General features: G+C 73.4%; 19 protein-coding genes. 14 read left to right on the forward strand and 5 right to left on the reverse strand.

Going from position 1 to position 21,830, the window contains the following annotated elements:
• Positions 1 to 383: 383 nt before the first annotated feature.
• The 3 genes from DWB68_RS14395 (at position 384) to DWB68_RS14405 (ending at position 2,420) form a co-directional block, all read left to right on the forward strand.
• Positions 384 to 1,403, forward strand: coding sequence for a hypothetical protein (locus tag DWB68_RS14395; RefSeq protein ID WP_119425815.1), 1,020 nt, complete (start codon positions 384 to 386; stop codon positions 1,401 to 1,403).
• Between the two features lie 172 nt (positions 1,404 to 1,575).
• Positions 1,576 to 1,953, forward strand: coding sequence for a hypothetical protein (locus DWB68_RS14400; protein WP_119425816.1), 378 nt, complete (start codon positions 1,576 to 1,578; stop codon positions 1,951 to 1,953).
• A 71-nt stretch (positions 1,954 to 2,024) separates the two neighbouring features.
• A complete protein-coding gene (locus DWB68_RS14405; protein WP_147391702.1) occupies positions 2,025 to 2,420 on the forward strand; it encodes a hypothetical protein in 396 nt (131 codons plus the stop codon).
• Positions 2,421 to 2,433: 13 nt separating this feature from the next.
• Here DWB68_RS14405 and DWB68_RS14410 read toward each other — a convergent pair whose 3' ends face one another.
• Together DWB68_RS14410 and DWB68_RS14415 are read right to left on the reverse strand one after the other, a co-directional pair.
• The gene (locus DWB68_RS14410) at positions 2,434 to 3,954 is read right to left on the reverse strand and encodes a sigma-54-dependent transcriptional regulator family protein (RefSeq protein ID WP_119425818.1); all 1,521 of its coding nucleotides are present in this window, start codon (positions 3,952 to 3,954) and stop codon (positions 2,434 to 2,436) included.
• Positions 3,955 to 4,136: 182 nt separating this feature from the next.
• A complete protein-coding gene (locus DWB68_RS14415; protein ID WP_119425819.1) occupies positions 4,137 to 5,234 on the reverse strand; it encodes a transcriptional regulator in 1,098 nt (365 codons plus the stop codon).
• Between the two features lie 488 nt (positions 5,235 to 5,722).
• Here DWB68_RS14415 and DWB68_RS14420 point away from each other — a divergent pair, with 488 nt between their 5' ends.
• The 8 genes from DWB68_RS14420 to DWB68_RS14455 all read left to right on the forward strand — a co-directional run bounded on the left by DWB68_RS14420 (position 5,723) and on the right by DWB68_RS14455 (position 15,812).
• Positions 5,723 to 7,390 (forward strand): ABC transporter substrate-binding protein, encoded by a 1,668-nt coding sequence (locus tag DWB68_RS14420; protein WP_119425820.1) that lies wholly within the window; start codon positions 5,723 to 5,725, stop codon positions 7,388 to 7,390.
• Between the two features lie 28 nt (positions 7,391 to 7,418).
• Positions 7,419 to 8,498: an ABC transporter permease gene (locus tag DWB68_RS14425; RefSeq protein WP_119425821.1), complete on the forward strand. Its 1,080-nt coding sequence runs from the start codon at positions 7,419 to 7,421 to the stop codon at positions 8,496 to 8,498.
• The gene (locus tag DWB68_RS14430) at positions 8,495 to 9,358 is read left to right on the forward strand and encodes an ABC transporter permease (protein WP_119425822.1); all 864 of its coding nucleotides are present in this window, start codon (positions 8,495 to 8,497) and stop codon (positions 9,356 to 9,358) included. The genes DWB68_RS14425 and DWB68_RS14430 overlap by 4 nt, the downstream gene beginning before the upstream one ends.
• Positions 9,355 to 11,037: an ABC transporter ATP-binding protein gene (locus tag DWB68_RS14435; RefSeq protein ID WP_233548856.1), complete on the forward strand. Its 1,683-nt coding sequence runs from the start codon at positions 9,355 to 9,357 to the stop codon at positions 11,035 to 11,037. Before DWB68_RS14430 ends, DWB68_RS14435 begins: the two co-directional genes overlap by 4 nt.
• A 60-nt stretch (positions 11,038 to 11,097) precedes the next feature.
• Complete coding sequence (locus tag DWB68_RS14440; protein WP_119425824.1) at positions 11,098 to 11,793, forward strand: hypothetical protein; 696 nt, start codon at positions 11,098 to 11,100, stop codon at positions 11,791 to 11,793.
• Between the two features lie 136 nt (positions 11,794 to 11,929).
• Positions 11,930 to 12,223, forward strand: a complete 294-nt coding sequence (locus DWB68_RS14445; RefSeq protein ID WP_147391703.1) for a hypothetical protein — start codon at positions 11,930 to 11,932, stop codon at positions 12,221 to 12,223.
• A 30-nt stretch (positions 12,224 to 12,253) separates the two neighbouring features.
• The gene (hrpB, locus tag DWB68_RS14450) at positions 12,254 to 14,965 is read left to right on the forward strand and encodes an ATP-dependent helicase HrpB (RefSeq protein WP_119425826.1); all 2,712 of its coding nucleotides are present in this window, start codon (positions 12,254 to 12,256) and stop codon (positions 14,963 to 14,965) included.
• Positions 14,966 to 14,993: 28 nt separating this feature from the next.
• Positions 14,994 to 15,812 carry an ornithine carbamoyltransferase gene (locus DWB68_RS14455; RefSeq protein WP_119425827.1) on the forward strand — a complete coding sequence of 273 codons (819 nt, stop codon included), beginning with the start codon at positions 14,994 to 14,996 and terminating at the stop codon, positions 15,810 to 15,812.
• A gap of 9 nt (positions 15,813 to 15,821) precedes the next feature.
• Here DWB68_RS14455 and DWB68_RS14460 read toward each other — a convergent pair whose 3' ends face one another.
• The 3 genes from DWB68_RS14460 to DWB68_RS14470 form a co-directional block, all read right to left on the reverse strand.
• Positions 15,822 to 16,241 carry a VOC family protein gene (locus DWB68_RS14460; RefSeq protein ID WP_119425828.1) on the reverse strand — a complete coding sequence of 140 codons (420 nt, stop codon included), beginning with the start codon at positions 16,239 to 16,241 and terminating at the stop codon, positions 15,822 to 15,824.
• A gap of 252 nt (positions 16,242 to 16,493) precedes the next feature.
• Positions 16,494 to 18,230, reverse strand: a complete 1,737-nt coding sequence (locus DWB68_RS14465) for an amidase (protein ID WP_119425829.1) — start codon at positions 18,228 to 18,230, stop codon at positions 16,494 to 16,496.
• Positions 18,227 to 19,261, reverse strand: coding sequence for an agmatine deiminase family protein (locus DWB68_RS14470; protein WP_119425830.1), 1,035 nt, complete (start codon positions 19,259 to 19,261; stop codon positions 18,227 to 18,229). Before DWB68_RS14470 ends, DWB68_RS14465 begins: the two co-directional genes overlap by 4 nt.
• 76 nt (positions 19,262 to 19,337) lie before the next feature.
• On the opposite strand from DWB68_RS14470, the gene DWB68_RS14475 reads away from it, so the two are divergent.
• The 3 genes from DWB68_RS14475 to DWB68_RS14485 all read left to right on the forward strand — a co-directional run bounded on the left by DWB68_RS14475 (position 19,338) and on the right by DWB68_RS14485 (position 21,804).
• Entirely contained in the window at positions 19,338 to 19,967 is a 630-nt protein-coding gene (locus DWB68_RS14475) for a TetR/AcrR family transcriptional regulator (RefSeq protein WP_119425831.1), read from the forward strand.
• A 48-nt stretch (positions 19,968 to 20,015) separates the two neighbouring features.
• Entirely contained in the window at positions 20,016 to 20,306 is a 291-nt protein-coding gene (locus DWB68_RS14480) for a Rho termination factor N-terminal domain-containing protein (RefSeq protein WP_119425832.1), read from the forward strand.
• 112 nt (positions 20,307 to 20,418) lie between these two features.
• Complete coding sequence (locus tag DWB68_RS14485; RefSeq protein WP_119425833.1) at positions 20,419 to 21,804, forward strand: TIGR01777 family oxidoreductase; 1,386 nt, start codon at positions 20,419 to 20,421, stop codon at positions 21,802 to 21,804.
• The last annotated feature ends 26 nt before the right edge of the window (positions 21,805 to 21,830 follow it).

A 21,830-nucleotide genomic window follows, 5' to 3' on the forward strand; every position in this document is an offset into this window, starting at 1 on the left:
CAATCACCACCGCGGCCACACATCACTCAAGGGCTCCACCCCCGCCAGCCGCGTACCCAACCTGGCGGGGCAATACAGCTAGAAGGCGGTTTGGTCTCGAATAAAAAACCCTCGTGACAGGCGGCCCTGGCGGGTGAAAACTCATCGCTATCGGCACGAGGTGGGGGCCTCGCCACCGACACACCTCATCCACACGAGCGGCTCAATGCCGCATCGAGAAAGGCAAGTCCAGGTCCGTTTCGTTCGCCAAGCGTCCCGCCCTTGCTCTTGCCGCCACCGTCGCGCTGAGCTCGGCGGTCGTGGTGATCCCCGCAGCACCGTCCCTCGCCGCTCCCACCTCGGCAAGCCACGTGACGGCAGCTCGCGCGGCGTCTGTCAGCGCCGTGAAGACCCAGTGGACCTGGGGCAACGGCACCGCCCTCAAGGCCAAGGAACTGACCCCCACGGCGCTGAGCGCGTCCTCCTACTACCTGCGCGTAGACCACAACCAGGGGCACGTGGTGCAGCTCGTCGGCACCCTGCCGAACGGCCACGGCGTAGGCATCGACGACCAGGGCCGCCTGCGCGAATACACGAAGAGTGGCCCCCAGGCCTTCCAGAAGGGGCGCACGGCGCCGCTCTACACCGCGGTGGTGCGCGGATCCGCGGTTTACGGGATCTCCGTGGACGGGGAGCTGCTGCGCTTCACGGGCGCGGGCGCCAAGGCCGCCAACCTCGGCAAGCCCGCCGGCCTCGTCAGCGGCAGCCCGGCGATCTCCGGCTCGCGGATCTACTGGACGCGCTACGTCTCCGCCGGTGCGGGCAAGCTGCGCAACGAGGTGGTTTCCCGCGCGCTGAGCGGCGGCGCCACGAAGGTCGTGGCCAAGGACGCCCGCGACCCGCGCGTCACCGATGCGGGCCTGTTGGTGGTGCGCACGGGGTCGGCCTTCGGCGATGACGACTTCGACGCTATGTACACGGTGCGCGGCATCGACGTGCTGACCTCCGGTGGCGCCAAGCGCCTGCTCACCTTCAAGGGCGCCGGCCTCGGCTCGCAGATCGGTGACGGCCCGTGGACCTTCGACGCCTCCGGGCGCACGCTGACGCTCTCGGCGGCGGGAACCTCGGGTCAGTTGGTCATCAACCTGAAGACCCGCCAGGCGTGGCGCATCAACGTCCCGAAGGGCACGGTCCCCAGCTGGACCGGCGTGAGCGGGGCCCGCGCGGTCTGGGACGTCCGGGATCACGGTGGTGAGGCCCGCGGCAAGGGCGTCTACATCATGAACGTGGACACCGGAAAGGCGCAGCTCCTCAAGACCAAGACCGGCAGCCTTAACACCCCGGTGGTCAACGGCAAGGCGATCGCCTGGACCTACGACCGCCCCGACGGGCTCGTGCAGTTCAAGAGCATCGTCCTGAAGTAGCCGCGGGCTTGCCCAGCGGCGAGGCAAGCGTGAGGCGCCCGGCCGGGGAAACCCGGCCGGGCGTCGTCGTGTGTGGGGTGTTCGCGAAAGTTTGCGTGCCGCGTGTCGTCAAGGGTGCCGCCTTCACGGCGCAAGGCACGCAAAGTCGGGGGCGCCATGCGAGACTCGAAGCATGCCTCAGGAAGAGACCGCCCCGCCCCCTCAGGTCCGGCGCGACGCGGTGTTCTACCTCCGCTGGGCGATCGGATTGTTGCTCGGAGTGGTCATAGCGGCGACCGTTGGCACCCTTGTGTTCCCTGGGATGGCACGCGTGGCTGTCTCTGCCAGCCTGGTTGCAGCAGGCGTCCTGCTCGTCGGGTCGATGATTCTGTGGCGCGGTGAGGGGCTTCCCGGAGAGGCGCAGGGTCACCGTCCGGCTGAGGCCGCCGCCCTGCCGGCATTCGGTGCGCTCATAGTTGTCGCTGGCCTGCTGGTCGCACAGTGTTGGAGGGTGGAAGCCACGGGCATGCCATGGTCAACGGTCTTTCCGAGCTGGTTCCTCGGGTCATGAAAACGGGCGAGACGGGCAGGCGGGGCCGACACCGGGCCCGCGGACGCGCCGATCGTCCGGCTCCCAAGCCCGTGTCCGAACCCCGGCCAGCCACCCCGGACCGCACCGACTATCGGGACCCCGGAGCCCAACGGACGTGGCGCTGGATCTGGCGCCTCGAACGGCTTGCGCTGTGGATCGCCGCGGTGTCCGTCCCGGCGGCGCTCGTCGTGGCAGCGGGCGTTGCCTGGTGGGGCGTCGAGTGGCCGGCCGCGGTGGCCTGGGTGTTGTTTGGATGCGGCCTGATCGCACTGTGCCCCAGCGTCTGGGCGGGAAACATGCGTATCAACGGCGGCGAACCGTGCGACGGCTTCGGGAGGAGGCTGAATTGGAAGTCGGAGATGCGTAGCTTCGTTGTGCCGCTGGTCGTCCTTGCCGTGGTGATGTCGGTATCGGCCGAACTCTTATACACGGCGACCTTGCACTAGAGGTAGGAGCCGCTCAGGCGATCTGCGCCCGCAGCGCCTCGAGTCGCGTGAGGATGCCGGCCCGTTTGGGCGAGCGCGGCGGCAGCAGGCGCAGCGCCGTCTCCAGCGCCTCGTCGTCGTAGCGGGCCTCGGGGCGGGCCAGGTACTCGAGCAGCGTCTCCACCGAGCCGTCCGAGAGCACCGCCTCGCGCAGCGTCGCGGCCAGCTCGTCACGCCACTCGAGCACGCCGGGCGCCTCCGACGCCGGCAGCAGCTCGCCGCGATAGCGAGCCAGCGCCTGCCGGTGCGAGCCGCGGTCCAGGAGTCGTCCCACGCACAGCGCGTCGGCATCGACGCCCGAGAGCCGGTACGGCCGGGAGGTCAGCTCCACGCCGGCGGCGGCGGCCCCGGAGGACTCAAGCACCTTGCGCAGGCGCGCGAGCTCGGCGCGCAGCGTCACGGCCGGCACCTCCACGGGGTAGAGCCGCGCGCTCAGCTCGCCGGCCTCCAGCCCGTGCGGCGCGGCGGCGAGCAGCCCCAGGATCTCGGCGTGGCGCAGGGAGAGCCGCGTGACCGCGGCGCCCACGTGCAGCTCGGGGAGCTCCGGCCCGGTCAGATGCACGACGGCGGCCGCCTCCACCGCGCCCGAGGCGGCGGTCGGCGCGGGGCCGGGGGCGGGCCTGGCCGAGGACACCTCGATGCGCTCGCGCTGGCGGGTGGGCGCGGCGGGGTGGCCGGGCTCGACCCACGGTTCGGCGGCACCGGCCCCGAGGCCGGGGGCCCGGCCGCTCGCGGAGGTGTCGCCATCGATGAAAACCGACCCCGCGCCGTCGGGCACGGGGGTGCCGCCCTGCGCGGCGATCAGCGGAAGCGCCCCGGTGAGCGGCGACAGCGCCGGCGAGGCAGGCGCCGGAAGGGCCGTGAGCAGGTGGGCCTGCACCGCCGCGGCCGTGGCGCGCAGGTACGGGAGGATGAGCGAATCGGCGGCGCGGTCGTCGCCCGTGAGGTCGAGGAATCCAAGGCGGGCGCCGGTGTGGGGATTGAGCAGCGGGACGGCCGAGCAGGAGAAGTCAACGGCCAGCGGGCTGAAGTGTTCCTCGCGCAGGACCTGCACGGCGGAGCCCGTCGTGAGGGCCAGCGCCGGAGCGGAGGTGCCCATCGACTCCTCGGACCAATCGGCGCCGGCCAGGAACGCCATCTCCTCGGCGCGGGAACGCGTCAGCGGGTCGCCCTCGACCCAGAGCAGGCGGCCCAGCTCGTCGCCCACGGCCATGATGAGCCCGTGATCGCGTGCGGGTTGGGCCAGCAGGGAACGGATGAGCGGGAAGACGGAGTTCAGGGGGTGGGCTGCGCGGCGGTGGGCCAGCTCGTCCGAGCCGAGCACGTCGGAGACCACTGCCTGCGTGGGGTGGGGGAGCCGGGAACTGGAACGCACCCAGGAATCGCGCACGAGCGCGCGCACGTCGGAAAACTCGCGGCCGTCGCCCAGCCCGCTTCCCGGAGCACCAGGCACGGCACCGCCCAGGCGGTGGGTGCTGCTGCCGGGGCCTGGCATGCGCTCCTCCTGCGGGGGTCGGGGCGTAGTGCATCAACTGTGCCCCGTGCGCGCGTGCTGGGCAATGGGCGGACAGCAGAGAACGGTTCCCCGCCGCCGATCCACAGCACGCGCCCAGGGGCGTGCGCGCACGTTACCCCGAGGTGCGTTGCAGTCGCGTTGCACCCGTTGCGCCGGCGTGCTCAGCGCGCCCGGAGCGCAGCCAGCCTGGCCTCCGCAGTGGCGCGCCGGGGCGAGCCGGACGGCATGAGCTGCGCCGCCGCGGCCCAGGCCTCGGCGTCCTGTGCGGCCTCGGGCAGGGCGAGGAATGCGCTCAGCGCCTCCGCCTGGGCCGAGCCGAGCACCGCGCCGCGCAGCGCGGTGGAGAGCTCCGCGCGGCGCCGCAGAATCTCGGGGGCGTCGGAGCCGGGTAGGAGCTCCCCGCCGTACTCGTTGAGGGCGGGGACCAGGGCGCCGCGGGCCAGGTGGGCGGCCACGCGCGTGGCGTCATCCTCCACTCCGCTGAGCCGGTAGGGGCGCGAGCCGAGCGAGACCCCGGCGTCCAGCGCGCCGCTCTCCTCGAGCGCCTTGCGCAGGCGCGCGATCTCGGCGCGCAGCGTCACGCCGGAGACCGGCTGCGAGTACACGCGGCGAACCAGCTCGGCGCCGTCGAGCCCCGCGGGGGCGGCGGCCAGCACGGCGAGCAGCTCGGCGTGGCGCCGGCCCAGCGACGAGGTTCCGTGGGGCGTGTCGAGGGTGGGCGCGTCCGGGCCCGTGAGCCGCAGGAGTGCGTGGGCGGACGCCGAACCCACCGGCACGGCGGGCCCGGCCGGCAGCGCCGTGGTGGCCAGGTGCGACTCGAGGGTGGCCGCCGCACCGCGCAGCGCGGCGAGCACGAAGGGTGCCAGGGCCGCGTCGCCGCCCGTGATGCCGAGCGCGCCGCACAGCGTGCCCTGGCGCGGATCGCGCACCGCCACGGCGGCGAAGGGTTGGGGGAGGCCGGGTCCGCGGGGAGAGCGCGACGGCGCCTTGGTCGCCAGGGCGCGACCCAAGCCGGAGAGCGCTCCACCCACGAGCGCCCACTCGGTTCCAGCGACGAGGCCCCAGCCCTCGGCCTCGGCCAGATCCGTGTCGGCGCCATCCAGCCAGAGCAGGCGTCCGGCGGGGTCCGTCACCACGAGCAACACCCCCGCCTCGCGGGCCGCCCCGCCGAGCAGGGCGTGGGCCAGGGGAACCAGCGCGGCGAGCGGGCTCCCGGCACGCGCGGCGGCGAGCTGGCTGTGATCCCACGGATCGGTCACGGCGGTCGGCTCCTGGGCTCGTGGCGGTGGCGGAGGTTCCCGGAGCGGGTGAGCGCCGGAGGATTCCGAGTCTGCCCCGGGCCTTGGAAACCGGGCAACTTCGCCGCGCCAGCGAGGCCATGCAAGCGAAAGGCCTTGACCGCGGCGGCGTTTCATGAGGCATCCCGTCCGGCGCGCCGCGGCCGGCTCAGACAAGAAGCGCAGGGCCGCGAACTCGGGGGAGCCGTGCCCCGGAGCCGGGCCCGGCCGAGCGATGCCGCCGCCCCGGCCCGGCAGGAGCGTGGCACGGACGTTGCATGAACGTTGCATGTCGGTACCCCGGGAATCCCGGCCCGCCCGTGCGGCGGCGCGTGAAGCCCCGGGGACATTGTGACGGGCCGTGCGACCCCCGGCGCGGGACACCCGGGCCGGGGCGGGGAGAATCGACGCCATTGCGCCCGGCCCGCCCGCGCGCCCCCTGTCCTGAAGAGAAAGCACGTCCTCAGTCGATGTCTCGCCTTACCCGCAGCGCGCTCGCCGCGGCCGCCATCGCGGCCGCCGGAGCCCTCGCGCTCACCTCCTGCTCCTCCGGCACCCAGGCCGGCCCCGCGTCGTCGGGCACCGTGAAGACCAAGACCACGCTGACGTACGCCTCCGGCGACGCCGAGCCGGAGTGCCTCGACCCGCACGTGGGCGGCAACTACCCGCAGGCGCTCGTGGCCACTCAGTACCTGGAGAACCTGGTCAGCCGCGACAAGGACGGCAAGATCATCCCGTGGCTCGCCAGCAAGTGGGAGGTGGCCGAGGACGGCAAGACCGTCACCTTCACGCTCAAGGACGGCGTCAAGTTCACCGACGGGACCGCCCTGAACTGGGAGGCCGTCAAGGCGAACGTGGACCACCTGCAGGATCCGGACACCGCTTCCTCCACGGGCTACCTGGCCTTCGCCAAGATCACCTCGGTGACCAAGGGCGCCTCGGAGCTCGAGGCCGTGGTGCACCTGAGCGCCCCGGATTCGGCGCTGCTGGAGTCCTTCGCCCAGACCTGGAACGCGATCGAGAGCCCCACGGCCCTCAAGCGCTCCCAGGAGGAGAACTGCGCGGCCCCCGTGGGCACCGGCCCGTTCAAGGTGGCCTCCTGGGCCAAGCAGGACCGAGTGGAGCTCGTCCGCAACGACGCCTACACGACGGCCCCGGCCGACGCCGCGACGCAGTCCGGCCAAGCCGCGCTGAGCGCCATCACGTGGCGCTTCATCCCGGATTCGGCCACGCGCTACGCCGCGCTCCAGTCGGGCGAGGTGGACGTCATCGACAACCCGCTGCCGGAGAACATCCAGGCCGCCGGCGCCGAGGGCTCCGCGATCAAGGACCTCAACGCCCCGCGCCCGGGCGCCTCCAACCGGATTGAGCTGAACTCCGGCCAGGCGCCGTTCAACGACCACAAGGTCCGCGAGGCGTTCATCCGCTCGGTGGACGTCAACGCCGGCGTGGAGTCGCTCTTCAAGGGCACCGCCCCGCGCTCGGGTTCCGCGCTCTCCAGCGCCGAGCCGCTGGCCGTGCAGTCAGCAGACGCGTACCCCTACGACCTCGAGGCGGCCAAGAAGCTGCTCGACGAGGCCGGCTGGACCGTGGGCGCCGACGGCATCCGCGAGAAGGACGGCAAGAAGCTCACGGTGCGCTTCCCGGTCTCCACGAACCAGTCCGCCCCGGCCGAGCAGTCGCTCTTCACGCAGCTCCAGGCCGGCGCCAAGGCCGCGGGCTTCGACGTGCAGATCTCGCTACTTGACCTCTCCAGCTGGTACGGCGCGCTGGGCAAGAACGAGTACGAGCTCGTCTCCGCGCCCTACACCAAGGTGGGCCCGGACGTGCTGCGCATCCTCTACCACTCCTCCGGCATCAAGCCCGCGCCGTCCGGCTACTTCGCCAACCACGCGCAGATCAGCGACCCCGAGCTGGACAAGATCCTGGACCAGGCCAGCGCCACGGTGAACGACGAGGCCAAGCGCGGCGAGCTGTACAAGCAGGCGCAGGAGATCATCGCCAAGAAGCAGGTCATCCTGCCGATCTTCGACCAGCAGAACCACTACCTCTACCGCGCCGGGATCGAGGGCCTGCGCGCCCTCCCCACGGTCAACACGCCCACCTTCCTGGACGTGAAGCCGATTCCCGCGGTCTGAACAAACGTGATCCACTGATCGCGTGAGCATGCACCACGACGCACGGTCGGCCCCCGGCCCCACCTTGGGTGGGGAGCCGGGGGCCTCCGCCGTGCCCGGCCCGGGTGCCGCGGCGCCCGGGCCGGCGGGGCCGGCCGGGCGACCCGGGGCCGGCGCCCCCGCCGTTCGCGGGCACCGCAGTCCCTGGTGGCTTGCGGCGCTGTGGCGGCTGCTGGGCGCCGTCGTGGCGATCTGGCTCGTGGCCACGCTGGGCTTTGTCGTGTTGCAGGCGCTCCCGGGCGATCCGGCCGAGGCCGCCGTGGGCGGTCCGGGCAGCCAGGCCTCCGCCGCAGCGCTGCAGGCCGCGCGCGAGCAGTTCGGGCTGGACCAGCCCCTGCCGCAGCAGTACCTGAACTACCTGGGGCAGCTCCTGCGCGGAGACCTCGGCGTCTCCTACGGGCAGAAGCTGCCGGTCGTGGACGTCATCGCGCCGCTCCTCTGGCCCACCCTGCTGCTCGCGTTCTGCTCCCTCGCCGTGGCCTGGGTGCTCGCACTCGGCACGGCGCTCGTGGCGACGGGCCGCTCGCGCTTCGCGGCCGCGCTCGCCTCCGGACTGGAGCTCGTGGCCTCCGTGCTGCCCGGCTTCTGGCTCGCCGCGGTGCTGGTCATGGTGTTCTCGACGCAGCTTGGCTGGTTCCCCGCCGTTTCCGACAACAGCGCGCGCGGGCTGGTTCTGCCCGCGCTCGCGTTGGCCGTTCCCTTGGCCGGCTACCTGGCCCAGACCATGCGTGAGGGCATGCTTTCAGCGCTCGACGCCCCCTTCGCCGCGGCCGCTCGGACCCGAGGCGAGACGCCCTGGGGCCTGCGCTGGCGCCATGCCCTGCGCCACGGCCTCGTCCCCGGGATCAACCTCTCCGGCTGGGCCTTCGGCTACCTCATCTCCGGCGCGGTGGTCGTGGAGACGGTGTTCGCGCGGCCCGGCCTGGGGCGCGCCCTGCTCTCCGCCGTGACGGCGAGGGACGTGCCGCTCGTGCTCGGCGTGACGCTCGTGTCGGCGCTCGGCTACGTGCTCGTCACCCTCCTGGCCGACGCGCTCGTGGCGCTCGTGGACCGGAGGGCGGCGGCATGAGCGCCGCTCTGAGCGAGACCCGGCCGCGCGCCGTCGTGCACCGGCTGGCGCGGCTGCGCCCCGGCACCTGGCTCCTGGCCGCCTGCGGCCTCGTGATCCTCCTCTGCGCCGCGGTGCCAGGGCTCATCGCGCCCGGCGATCCGCTCGCGATCGCCCCGCGCGAGTCCTTCCTCTCCCCGCGCTGGGGACATCCCTTCGGCACGGACGAGTCCGGCCGCGACCTCTTCACGCGCGTGGTCCACGGGACGCGCTCCTCGGTCCTGATCGGCGTGCTCTCCACGCTGCTGGGCGTGGGGCTCGGCGCCGTGCTCGGCCTCGTGACGGGGCTCGGCCGGCGCTGGCTCGATGCCGCCGGCTCGCGCCTCATCGACGCGATGCTCGCCTTCCCCACGCTGCTGCTGGCGCTCCTGCTCATCGCCGTGCGCGGGCCCGGCGTGGCCACCGTGATCGTGGCCGTGGGGCTCTCCAGCGCGCCCGGCTACGCGCGGCTGCTGCGCTCCGAGGTGCGCCGCGTCTCCCGCTCGGGGCACGTCGAGGCCGCGCGGATGCTGGGCAAGGGGCCCGTCGCGATCGTGTGGCGGCACATCCTGCCCGGCGCGCTGGGGCCGCTGCTCGCCGTCGCGACGCTGGGCGTCGGTCAGGCGATCGTGTGGGCCTCGGCGCTGGGCTACCTGGGCCTCGGCGCCCCGCCGCCCGCGCCGGAGTGGGGAGCCATGCTCAACGCCGGGCGCACCTACATCAGCAATGGATGGTGGATGACCGTGTTCCCCGGGCTCGCGATCGTGGGGGTTGGCGTGGTGGCCACGCTGGCCGGGCGTCGCCTCTCCGCCCGCTGGGCCGGGCGAGGCGGTGCCAGGTGAACGCGCCCATCGTTCACGCGCGCGGCCTGCGCGTCGCCTTCGACGGCGTGGAGGTGGTGCGCGGCATCGACCTGAGCATCGCGCCCGGGACGTGCCTGGCCCTGGTCGGCGAATCCGGCTCCGGCAAGTCCGTCACGGCCCGCGCCCTGGTGGGCCTGACGGGCGGCTCGGTGAGCGCCGAGGAGCTGCGCGTGGTGGGCGCGGACGCCCTCTCCCTCAGCGAGCGGGCCTGGCGCTCGGTCCGCGGGCGCCGCGTGGGCACGGTGCTACAGGACGCCCTCGGCTCCCTCGACCCCCTGCGGCCCGTGGGCCGCGAGGTGGCCGACGCAGCCCGGCTGGCCGGCGTACCCCTGGACCTGCCTGCGCTCCTGCGTTCCGTGGGCCTCGATCCCGCCGCGGCCTCGCGCCGCCCGGACGAGCTCTCCGGCGGCATGCGCCAGCGCGCGCTCATCGCCGCCGCCCTCGCCGCCGACCCCGAGCTCGTCATCGCCGACGAGCCCACCACGGCCCTCGACACCACGCGCCAGGCCGTGGTCCTCTCGCTGCTGCGCGCCCGCGTCGAGGCCGGCGGCGCGCTGCTCTTCATCACGCACGACCTCGCCGCCGCCCGCCGCGTGGCCGACGAGGTCGCCATCATGGACGACGGCCGGATCGTGGAGCGCGGGCCTGTGGGATCGGTGCTCGCCGCGCCGATGAGCGCCGAGGGGCGGCGGCTCGTCGCCTCCGTGCCGTGGGAGCGCCCGCGCGGTGAGCGCCTCCTGCCCGACGACGCCGTGCCCGGCGTGGGTGCCGCAGCCCGCCTGGCCGGCGGGGACGCTGAGCGCCCCGTGGGTGCCGCGCCGGCGAACGGCGAGCCCGGCGGTGGCGAGCACCGCCCCGGCGAGGCAGGGCACCCGGCCGGGCCGGCCGCCGTCGTGCCTTCCTCAGGCGAGGCGGGCGGCACACCCGTTCTTGAGCTGCGAGAGGTCACCATCCGTCACCGCGGGGCCGACGCGCCCACCGTGGTGGGGGCCTCGCTGCGCCTGGAGCGCGGGCGGACGCTCGGCCTCGTGGGCGAGTCCGGCTCCGGCAAGTCGACGCTCCTGCGCGCCGCGGCCGGGCTGGTCCCGATCGAGGCCGGCGAGGTGCTGCTGGGCGGTGAGGCGTGGTCGGCGCTGCCGGAGCGCCGGCGCCGGGCCAGGCGGCGCGAGCAGGCGATGATCGTGCAGGACCCCCTCGGCTCCTTCGAGCCGCGCTGGAGCGTGGGGCGGATCCTGACGGATGCCCTGGGGCGGCGGGACGCGTCGGCGGTGCGTGGGTTGCTGGAGTCGGTGCACCTGAGCGCCGCGGTGGCCGATGCGCACCCGCGGACGCTCTCCGGCGGGCAGCGGCAGCGCGTCGCGATCGCGCGCGCCCTGGCCGTGGAGCCCTCCGTGCTGCTGTGCGACGAGCCCGTGTCCGCGCTGGACGCGAGCGTGCAGGCGCGCGTCTTGGATCTCCTCGACGAACTGCAGGAGGAGCGCGGGCTAGCCATCCTGCTGGTCTCGCACGACCTCGGCGTCATCCGTCACGCGAGCGACAACCTCGCGGTGCTGGACGGCGGCACCATCGTGGAGTCCGGGCCCACGGAGGCCGTGCTGGCCGCGCCCCGGCATCCGTTCACACGCGAGCTGATCGACGCGGCCCCGCGCCTGCGCTGAACCGCTCTCCTCGCTAAGGTGGCCGCAGCACCCGGAACGGGCTCGAGCGGTGGGGGAGAGATGGGGCACCAGGAAGCGAAGGCCGAGGCGGCGCGCGCGAACGGCGACGGCGAGGCGAGCGGCGCCACCGTGGTGGGGGTGTCCGCCGGGGCGCTCGTCATCTTCCTGCTGCTGCGCATCCTGGCCGTGTCCCACTGGGACTGGGAGGTCGCCTCCCGCGTGCTTGACGCCTTCGACTTCGGCGACTCGGTCGGCATCATCGCCGGAACCGCCTTCTCCAGTCCCGTGCTCGCAGCCGCCATCCTCGCGGCCGTGGCGCCCTTCGTGTTGCTGCGCGTGACGTGGCATCGCCACCGCCACCGCATCTCCATGAGCGCCATGGCCCTGGCCGTGTTGTGCGCTGCGATGCTGCTCTCCGTCGCGGTGTCCGATGGGCTGTGGTGGGCACCGCTCATCTGCGCCGTGCTCACAGCGGCCCTGTACTACGCGGGGCAGGTGGACCAGGACAAGGCCTTCCGCCGGGCCGTGCATTGGCTCGTGGCGCGCTCCTGGGTGATCGCGGTGATCGGGGCGTTGATCCTCGCGGTGGCGGTCGAGGCCCCATGGAGCTCGCTCGAGACCATCACGCTGCGCAACGGCACGTCCGTGGACGCCTACGTGCTCCAGGAGACGCCGAGCGCGCTGCACGTGCTGCGCCCCGGCGGCGACGTCGAGGTGCTGCTCAACGCCGACGTCACGGGGCGGGCGTACCGCTGATCTCACGTCCGGGGGGGCGGGCGGAAGGGGGAACCATGCAGTGGATCGGGGCGATCATCGTGGCCGCGTGCGCGGTGCTTGGCGTCGCGGCGATTGTTGCCACCAGTAGAAGCGGACGGCGGGCGAGCGTGGGCCGTTGGTGATGTACCTGCTGCTCTTCGGCTTCGTGACCCTCATGGCCTACGTGGGCGTGGGCCTGGGGCGGCAACTGACGGGCGCCGTGTACGACGTCCCGCAGTGGCGTGCGGCGATCTACATGATGGCCGCCCTCCTTGTGACGGTGTATCTCTGCGCCGAGTCTCGGCTGCGGTCCGCGTTCGAGGCTGAGCACCCGGGGCGGACCTGGGTGCCCTCGCCCGGCGTCCGCGCCGCGCGCTGGTGCGCCGGGGCGGTCGCGGTGGCCGGGGTGGGGTTGAGCATCCTTGCCTGAACCGTCGAGGACGCGCGGGAGAATGGAGGCGTGAGCGCCCTCTTCGATCTTTCGCACCTCGGCCGCGGCCTGACCTTCGCCTCCGTGCTGCCCGAACTGGGGCGCTCCCTGGCGCCCCTGCCCGACGGCGCGGCGCCGGCCCTCGTGGTCCAGGCGCCTCCCGGCACGGGTAAGACGACGCTGGTTCCGCCCGCGGTCGCCAACGCCGTGGCGCTCGCCGCGGGTGCCGCCCCGGGGCCGGCGACCGGAGGCGACCGGGCGCGGAACCGGAGCGCGCATGAGGCGCGCGTCATCGTGACGCAGCCCCGCCGCGTCGCCGCGCGCTCGACGGCCCGCCGCCTGGCCTCTCTGGACGGCAGCCCGCTGGGCGAGCGCGTGGGCTACGCCGTGCGCGGCGAGCGGAAGGCCGGGCCCGGCACGCTCATCGAGTTCGTCACCCCCGGCCTGCTCCTGCGCCGGTTGCTCGCCGACCCCGAGCTCTCCGGTGTCGCCGCCGTGGTGGTGGACGAGGTCCACGAGCGCCAGCTCGACACCGACCTGCTCCTGGGCCTGCTTGGCGAGGTCCGCGAGCTGCGCGAGGACCTCACCCTCGTGGCCATGTCCGCGACGCTCGATGCACCGCGCTTCGCCTCCCTCCTCGGGACCGAGTCCTCCCCGGCCCCGCTCGTCGATTCGCCCTCCGCGCTCTTCCCCCTCACGGTGAGCTGGGCGCCGGCGGCCGGGCCCCGCCAGGATTCCCGCGGCGTGACCCGCGAGTTCCTCGACCACGTGGCCCGCACGGCGGCTGAGGCCCACGCCCGCACCCTCGCGACGAGCCCCGAGGCCGATGCCTTGGTCTTTCTGCCCGGTGCCCGCGAGGTCTCGCGCGTCGCCGAGACGCTCGCCCGCCTGGCCCCGCACGCCGAGGTGCTGCAGCTGCACGGCCAGGTGCCGCCGCGCGAGCAGGACCGCGCCGTCTCGGGCCGCGAGCCCGGCGGCGCGCCCCGCCTCATCGTCTCCACCTCCCTGGCCGAGTCCTCCTTGACCGTGCCGGGCGTCCGGCTCGTGATCGACGCCGGGCTCTCCCGGGAGCCTCGCCGCGACGCGGCCCGCGGCATGTCCGGCCTCGTGACGGTGGCCGCCTCCCGGGCCTCGGCCGAACAGCGCGCCGGTCGCGCCGCCCGCCTGGGACCCGGCGAGGTGGTGCGCTGCTACGACGAGCGCACCTTCGCCGCCGCCCCCGCCAACGTCACCCCCGAGATGCTCACGGCAGACCTCACCGCGGCGGCCCTCGACCTCGCGGTGTGGGGAACCCCGCGAGGTGAGGGACTTCGGCTCCCCGATGCGCCGCTGGCCCCGGCGCTGGACGACGCCGAGGCCACCCTGCGCTCCCTCGGCGCCATCGGCCCAGACGGCCGGGCGACGCCCGCGGGCGAGGCGCTCGCCTCGATGCCCGTGGACCCGCGCTGGGGTCGCGCCCTCGTGGATGCCTCCCGCATGGCCGCCGCCTCCTCGCCCAACGGCGCCGCGCGCGAGCGGGCCCTGGCCGACGTCGCTCTGGCGGTGGCCGTCGCGACCGGCGACGTCCGGGCGGACGGGGGAGACCTCGACCGCGCGGTGGGCCAGGCCCGCAACGGCTCCCTGCGCGGCGTAGAGGCGGTGCGCCGCGAGGCCAAGCGCCTCGGCCGGCTCGCGGCCGATGCCCTGGGCGAGCGCGGCGCAAGCCGCGCCTCGGCACCTGAGCGTCCCACCGCCGTCGGGCACTCAGGCGCGCCCGGCGTGGGCGAGATCGTGGCGCTCGCCTGGCCCGAGCGCGTGGCCAGGCGCGCCGCGCCGGGCGTGTACCTGCTGGCCTCGGGGACCCGCGCCGGACTGCCGGAGGGCAGCCCGCTCGCGGCCCACGAGTGGCTCGCGATCGCCGAGGTGCAGCGTGCCGAGGGACACGCCGCCGCGGGAACCGGAGCGGTCATCCGTGCCGCCGCTGCCCTCGATGAGGAGGCCGCGCTCGAGGTCGCCGCGCCGCTGCTGCGCGACGAGGTCGTGGCGCGCTTCGAGAGCGGGCGGGTGCAGGCCAGGCGCGTGCGCGCGCTCGGGGCGATCGAGCTCGCGAGCACGCCCGTGAAGCCCACACCGGAGGATGGCGCCCGCGCGGTCGCCGACGCACTGCGCGAGCAGGGCCTCGGCACCCTGCACTTCACTGAGGGCGCGGAGGCGCTGCGCCGGCGCCTCGCCTTCCTCCACCTGCACCTCGGCGAGCCGTGGCCCGACGTCTCCGACGCGGCGCTCCTGGCGCGACTAGACGACTGGCTCGGCCCCGAGCTCGAGCGCATCGGCGCAGGGACCCCGGCGGCCAAGGTGGACCTTCACGATCCGCTGCGCCGGCTCCTGCCCTGGCCCGAGGCAGCTCGGCTCGACGAGCTGGCTCCCCAGCGCCTCGCGGTGCCGTCGGGGAACACCGCGGCGATCGAGTACCCGGCCGTGGGGGAGGACTCCCAGCCGGTCGTGGCCGTGAAGCTGCAGGAGTGCTTCGGCTGGGCGGACACCCCGCGGCTCGCGGACGGGCGCGCGCCGGTGCTCTTCCACCTGCTCTCGCCGGGGCGCAAGCCGCTCGCCGTCACGAGCGACCTGGCGAGCTTCTGGTCGGGCCCGTACGCGCAGGTGCGCTCCGAGATGCGTGGGCGATACCCCAAGCACCCGTGGCCCGAGGACCCGTGGAGCGCCCAGGCGACGCACCTGACGAAGCGCCGCCTCGAGGGGCGCTGAGCCGGGCCAGCGTCGGTAGGGTCGGTGCATGCGCCACCTGCTGAGCCTCGAGGACCTGAGCCCGTCCGACATCGACGAGATCTTCGCGCTCGCCGATGCCTACGCCACGGGGCGCGGGCCCGCCCTCGACGGCGCTGCGGTGATGTTTTTCCCGCCTTCGAGCCTGCGCACGCGCGTTTCCTTCGAGCGCGGGGCGGGACTCGCCGGGCTGCAACCCATCGCTTTCCCGCCAGAAACCCTGGACAAGCCGGAGGCGCTCGAGGACGTTGTCGGCTACCTGGCGCAGTTCGCGTCCCTGGCCGTGGTGCGTCACCCGGACCTCGAGGTGCTCCGTGGCCTCGCCGTTGCAGAGGCCTTGCCGGTGGTCAACGCCATGACCAACGAGAACCACCCGTGCGAGGTGCTCTCCGATCTGTACGCCCTGCGGGCAACGCGTTCCCTCGAGGGGCTGCGCGTGCTCTTCGTCGGAGCCACCGGCAATATCGGCCGAGCGTGGCGGGAGGGCGCCGCTGTCTCGGGAATCCGGCTCACGCAGTGCGCCCCGGCGGGGCTCGAGATGGCGGGCGTGAGGCAGAACCCCGTCCTGGACGAGGCGGTGCTCGAGGCGGACATCATCATCACCGATGGACCTGGCCGGCACGCGGAGGCGCTCGAGCCTTACCGCATCGAGGCGCGGCACCTCGAGGCCGCACCCGCCGGGGTGGTGTTGGCCCCGTGCCCGCCGTTTGTGCGGGACAGGGAGGTCTCCGCGGAGGCCATCGCGCACCCGGCGTTTGCCGGCTACGGCTTCAAGCGGAGCCTGCTCCCCGTCCAGCAGGCGGTCATGGCCTGGTGCCTGGGGGCGTAGTCGACCCTCTCAGTCGGCGCCGGGCGACTCCGTGTTGGCGGCCGGCTTGTCCTGCAGGAGCTGGATGAGGTTGCCGCACGTGTCGTCCAGGACGGCCACGAGCGCCTCGCCCACGTCGGTGACCTCCATGGTGAAGACGACGCCGAGGCCCTTGAGTCGGGCCACCTCGGCCCCCAGGTCCTCCACGTTGAACTGCGCCAGGGGGATGCCGTCGGCGCGCAGCGCGTCGCGGTACGGCTTCACGGCGGGGTGGCCCGCGGGCTCCAGGAGCAGCTCGGCGGCGTCGGGTTCGTCGGGGGAGACCACGGTGAGCCAGAGGTCCTCGCCGACCGGGATGTTGTGCTTGACCTGGAAGCCGAGCACGTTGGTGTAAAACTCCAGCGCGCGGCGTTGGTCGTCGACGAACACGCTGAGCATGCGGATCTTCATGGGGGAGCCTCCGGTCACGTCGGTGGCCGCTGGAACGATCGGCGGCGGTGCCCCCACCCTAGGCTCACCCGGGCCTGCGCGGGTGTCCGGCGCGTGACGTTCGCCTGAGAGGTGCCGTGCGTGGGGCGATTCTGCGCCCCCTCTCGCGGAGTCGCCTCCCGCTTCCCGGTTCTGCACACCTTCCGGAAGGGTGCAAAACCGGGAAGCGGATGACTCCGTGCCGGGCGGGGCGCCGGGCCGCTCCGGGAGGGCTCAGCCGAGCGGCGGCGTGAGCGGGGGTGCGGTCCGGTACTCGCCCGTCGCCTCGAAGGCCGCCGCGAGCCGCAGCAGCGCCGTGTCGTCCCAGCCCCGCCCGGCAAAGGTCAGCCCCACGGGCATCCCGATGTCGGCCATGGTGCCCATCGGCACGGTCACGGTCGGCACGCCGAGGTGGCGGATCGCGAGGTTGCCGTTGGCGACCCACACCCCGTTCTCCCACGCGCGCTGCGCGGACTCCGGGTTCACGTCGGCGTCGGCGCGGCCCACATCGGCCACGGCCGGGAAGAGCACGGCGTCGAGCCCCTGTGCATCCATCCACGCCTCGAGGTCCACGCGCCGCGTCTCCTCGAGCCCGCGCAGCCCCGCCTCCAGCTCGGGGATGTCGGCCAGCTCGACCCCCGGATGCGCCGCCGCCCACGCCGGGTACTCGGCGATGTCGTCGTCGAAGCCCGTGTAGCGATCCGGCAGCGCGCCGGGCGGCGGCGGGAAGATCGCCGCGCCGTCGATCCCGGCCAGCCCCGGGAAGGCCGGGTCGCCGTTGGCGCGCAGGAAGTCGTCCCAGCCCCACGCTGAAAGGTCAACGATCTCGCGCCGCAAGTACTCCGCGGAGACGAGGCCGCGCGTCGCGAGCGTCGGTGCGCCCGGGCGGTCAGACTCGTAGTTGCTCACGAGCGGGAAGTCGACCTCAACCACGGTGGCGCCGGCCGCCTCGAGCGCGGCGCGCGCCGCCGTCCAGAGCTCCATGACCGAGTCCCGCGTGCGCACCCGCTGGCCCGTGGGCCCGCCGATCCCGCCGTCCGGGTTGGTCCCGGCCTCGGGGTCCGCGTTGATGTACATGCGCGGCACGCCCAGGCGCGCCCCGCTCAGGGGAGAGGAGGCACCCGCGCCCGCCGCGTCGTCGGGCAGCGCGCCTGCAAGCTCCGCGTAGGACGCCGGGCGCAGGGCCGAGGCGGCCGGGATGCTCACCCACGGCTGGGCGCGCCAGAAGTCGCCGCGGGTCTCGGCGTCGTCGGCCACGATGACGTCCAGGATCTCCAGCAGATCCGACATGGAGCGCGCGTGCGGGACCACCACGTCCATGGTGGGGACCAGCGGCCAGTTGCCGCGCGTCGAGATGACGCCGCGGCTCGGCGTGTACGCCACGAGCGCGTTGCAGGAGGCCGGCGCGCGCCCGGAGGACCAGGTCTCCTCGCCCAGGCCGAACGCGCCGAAGGACGCCGCGGTGGCGGTGCCGGAGCCGTTGGAGGAACCGGAGCCGAAGGCGCTCGTGAGGTACTGCGCGTTGTACGGGCTCTCAGCACGGCCGTAGACGCCGCGCTGCATGCCGCCGTTGGCCATGGGCGGCATGTTAGTCAGGCCCAGGCAGATGGCGCCGCCGCCGCGCAGGCGCTCAATCGTGAACGCGTCGCGCTGCGCCACGAGATCCTTGAACGCCGGGGACCCGGAGGCCGCCGTGAGCCCGCGGACCAGGTAGGAGTCCTTGGCGGTGTACGGGATGCCGTCCAGGGGGCCGAGGGTCTCGCCGCGGGCGCGGCGCTCATCGGAGGCCAGGGCCTCCTCCTCGGCGGCCGGATTGGAGACGACGACGGCGTTCAGCGCCGTGGGCGTGCCGGGCGCGTCGAAGGCGGCGATGCGGGCGCGGTAGGCGCGCACCAGTTCGAGGGCCGTGGTCTCGCCGGCCTCCAGCGCGGCCCGCAGCTGCGCGATGCTCGCCTCGTGGACCTCGATCACGCCTTCACCTCCGGCTGCTGCTGGGTGATGCAGTGGATGCCGCCGCCGCGCGCGAAGATCTCGAGCGCGTTGACGGTGACGACGCGGCGGCCGGGGTAGGCCTCGGCGAGGATCTCGCGGGCCGTGGCGTCGGCCTGCTCGTGGCCAAAGCCGCACGCGATGACGCCGTCGTTGACGAGCACGTGGTTGACGTAGGAGTAGTCGACGAAGCCCTCGTGGTCGCGCAGGATCGGCGGGGCCGGGAGGTCGATGACCTGCAGGCTGCGGCCCGCGGCGTCGGTCTCGCCGAGCAGCTGCTCCTTGAGCACGCGCGTCACGAGGTGGTCGGGGTGCTGCGGGTCCGGCTGGTGGTGCAGCAGCACGGTGCCGGGGGAGGAGAAGGTCGCGACCATGTCCACGTGGCCGTTGGTGCCGAAGGCGTCGTAGTCGCGCCACAGGCCGCGCGGGAGCCAGATGGTCTTGGTGGTGCCGAGGGTGCGGGCCAGTTCGGCCTCGACCTCCTCGCGCGTGGCGCCGGGGTTGCGGCGCGGGTCCAGCTGCACGGTCTCGGTGACGAGCACGGTGCCGTCGCCGTCCACGTGCAGGCCGCCGCCCTCGGCGACCAGCCCGGAGGGGATGAGCTCGGCCTTGGCCTGCTCGCCCACGAAGTCGCCGAGCTTGGCGGAAAGCTGCCACTCGGCCCACTCGGGCGCGCCCCAGCCGTTGAAGACCCAGTCCACGGCGCCGAGCGCGCCGGGACGCTCGGGATCCACCACAAAGGTGGGGCCCACATCGCGCATCCAGAACTCGTCGAGCGGCGCCTCGTGCAGTTCGATCGAGGAGTCGAGCATGCGGCGCGCGCGGGCGGCCTGGCTCGGGTCAACCACCATGGAGACGGGCTCGAACTCGGCAATGGTGTTGGCGACGGCGGCCCAGGCGGCGTAGCCGGCCTCCTGCGTCTCGCTTCCCTCGCCGAGCGTGATGCCCTCGCGCGGGAAGGCCATCCACATCCGCTCGTGGCGGGCGGTCTCTGCCGGCATGCTCCAGGCCATGGTGGCTCTCCTGTGGCTCACAATTCTTAATTGATCAAACGATCAATAAGACGAGTGTGACGGGTACCATGAAGCCGTGTCAACACCCCGCCAGCGCCTCAGTCCCGAGGAGCGCCGCGTGCAGATCGCCGGCGCCGCCCGCTCGCTCGCCCTCGAGGAGGGGCTGATCGGCCTCACCCAGCGCGCCGTCGCCGCGCGTGCGGGGGTCACGGGGGCGCTTGTGGCGCACTATGCCGAGTCCATGGAGCACCTCGTGGCTGAGGTGTTTTCCCGGATCGTGGGCGCCGAGCTCGAGGAGATCCGCGCCGAGCACGGCGCGGACGCCACGGCGGAGGGTTTCGAGAAGTTTGTGCTCTCCCTGCTCGACGGCGGGCGGGCCGCCGTCACGCGCGTGTGGGTCGACGCCTTCTCGCTCGGTCGGCGCAACGAGCCGCTCGCCGAGGCCGTGCGCGCCTCCTCGGATGCGTGGCAGGAACTCCTGGCCGGCTTCATTGACGCCCGGGTGGCGGCCGGGGTCTTCGTCTGCCCGGATGCGTCGGTGGCAGCGTGGCACCTCATGGGCCTCGTGGACGGCCTCAATTCACAGTCGCTCGTGAGCTGGGGCGACGCCGCCGCGCGCGCCGACCTCACCTTGCCGCTCGTGCGTCGGTTGGTGATCTCCCGCGTGCACACCCGCGGCCTTGAAGGCCCGGAGAGGACACCTTAGCGTGGGCGGACGCTCAACCCGATGTGCGGCGACCCTAAGGAGGTCACGATGGTTCCACGCGGCAAGCAAGAGTCCAGTCCGGATCCGAAACGTCCATCGCTCAAGGACCCCGATCTCTACGACGCCCTCAGACGGGACGGAGCCAGCGAGGCCAAAGCCGCGCGCATCTCCAACGCTGCAGCACGCGAAGGGCGTGCCGCTGTAGGCAGGCGCGGCGGTGCATCGGAGAACCTGGAGGAGCGCACCGTCCCTGAGCTGCGTCGCCGAGCCAAAGAGCTCGGGCTGAGGGGCTACTCAGGATTACGCAAGGCGGAGTTGATCGACGCGATCCGCCGTTGAGGCGCCGGACCAGATGCCGTAGCGGGTCGCGGGAGGGCAGCCGGGTTGATCGCCCGCCTCGCGCCCAGCAGCCTCGAGCGGCGTGGCAAGCAGCAAGTTCAGGAGCTACCAGATGTCCATCTCAACCCAACAGCACCTCCCCTTTCCGGCCACCGACGTCTTTGACTGGTTCAGCAGGCCGGGAGCCTTCGAGCGCTTAGCGCCGCCCTGGCAGCCGGTCCACATTCTGAGCGAGGCGGCCTCGCTCCGGGATGGAGAGGCCGTGCTGCGGATGCCCTTGGGTCTGCGGTGGGTGGCCAGGCACCGCCCCGAGGGGTTTCGGGCCGGTGAACGCTTCGAGGATCGCCCAGCGGCGGCTGGCCCGCGTTCGTGGCCCCTGTCGTTGCTGCCCTGGGAGCACATCCACGAGGTCATGGATGACGGCGCCGGAGGTTGTGTGGTCAGTGATCGCGTGACGACGCCGATCCCCGCGGTGGCACTGCGGGACATGTTCGACTACCGCCACCGCCAATTAGACGACGACCTCCGGGCCCACGCGCGGGCCCGGAGGGCCGGTTGGGAGTCGCGGACCATCGCGGTGACCGGGGCTTCCGGGCTCGTTGGCACCGCGCTCAGCGCATTCCTGAGTACGGGTGGGCACCGGGTGCTCCGCCTGGTGCGACGCCAGGCCACGCGCCCGGACGAGATCGAGTGGGATCCCCATCAACCAGACCCCCGTACCTTGGAGGGGGTGGAGGCTGTGGTGCATCTGGCGGGGGAGGGCATCGCCGGGCGCTTCACGCACGAGCACGTGCGGCGCGTGCGCGAGAGTCGCGTCGAACCGACCCGTGCCCTGGCGAGAGCGGCGGAACGCGCAGGCGTCAGCACGTTCGTGTGTGCATCCGCTATCGGTTTCTACGGCGCTGATCGGGGCGACGAGCTCCTTGCCGAGGACGCCACCTCGCCGAGCGCTCCCCGGGAGCTCTTGGCGGGTATCGTCCGGGAATGGGAAGCGGCCGCTGCCAACGCGGGTGGGCAGATGCGCGTCGTCAACGTTCGCACGGGGCTCGTGCAGTCGGCCGCGGGCGGTGGCCTGGCTCTGATTCGGCGGTTGGGGACCCTGGGGCTGGCTGGGCCACTTGGCCCGGGAACCCAGTGGCAGTCGTGGATCTCTGCGGACGACCTCGTGGAGGTCTACCACAGGGCCCTTTGGGACGAGTCTCTCGTGGGGCCCGTCAATGCTGTGGCTCCGCACCCCGTGCGCCAGCGCGACTACGCCCGCACGCTGGCGTCGGTGCTCCACCGCCCCGGAGTGTTTCCGACACCGGCGTGGGGACCGGAGATCATTTTCGGTTCCGACGGCGCCAGGGAATTGGTGCTGGCGAGCCAGCGAGTGGACGACGCCGCTTTGCGGGCGCGGGCACACGAGTTTCGCTTTACCGATCTTGAGTCGGCCCTCCGCCACACGCTCGGTCGGGCGCGTCCAGCGCCTGGGAACCCCTCACCGCCGGGGCGCTGAGGCTCAGCAGGACGCCGCGGCGTCAG

Source organism: Galactobacter valiniphilus (genome assembly GCF_003575975.1).
GTDB lineage: Bacteria > Actinomycetota > Actinomycetes > Actinomycetales > Micrococcaceae > Galactobacter > Galactobacter valiniphilus.

Coding starts and splice junctions, on each gene's coding strand:
- DWB68_RS14410 (WP_119425818.1), bottom strand. CDS start 3,954: ATGCCAGGCCCCGGCAGCAGCACCCACCGCCTGGGCGGTGCCGTGCCT.
- DWB68_RS14430 (WP_119425822.1), top strand. CDS start 8,495: ATGAGCGCCGCTCTGAGCGAGACCCGGCCGCGCGCCGTCGTGCACCGG.
- DWB68_RS14470 (WP_119425830.1), bottom strand. CDS start 19,261: ATGGCCTGGAGCATGCCGGCAGAGACCGCCCGCCACGAGCGGATGTGG.
- DWB68_RS14485 (WP_119425833.1), top strand. CDS start 20,419: ATGTCCATCTCAACCCAACAGCACCTCCCCTTTCCGGCCACCGACGTC.
- DWB68_RS14455 (WP_119425827.1), top strand. CDS start 14,994: ATGCGCCACCTGCTGAGCCTCGAGGACCTGAGCCCGTCCGACATCGAC.
- DWB68_RS14420 (WP_119425820.1), top strand. CDS start 5,723: ATGTCTCGCCTTACCCGCAGCGCGCTCGCCGCGGCCGCCATCGCGGCC.
- DWB68_RS14460 (WP_119425828.1), bottom strand. CDS start 16,241: ATGAAGATCCGCATGCTCAGCGTGTTCGTCGACGACCAACGCCGCGCG.
- DWB68_RS14440 (WP_119425824.1), top strand. CDS start 11,098: ATGGGGCACCAGGAAGCGAAGGCCGAGGCGGCGCGCGCGAACGGCGAC.
- DWB68_RS14425 (WP_119425821.1), top strand. CDS start 7,419: ATGCACCACGACGCACGGTCGGCCCCCGGCCCCACCTTGGGTGGGGAG.
- DWB68_RS14400 (WP_119425816.1), top strand. CDS start 1,576: ATGCCTCAGGAAGAGACCGCCCCGCCCCCTCAGGTCCGGCGCGACGCG.
- DWB68_RS14480 (WP_119425832.1), top strand. CDS start 20,016: ATGGTTCCACGCGGCAAGCAAGAGTCCAGTCCGGATCCGAAACGTCCA.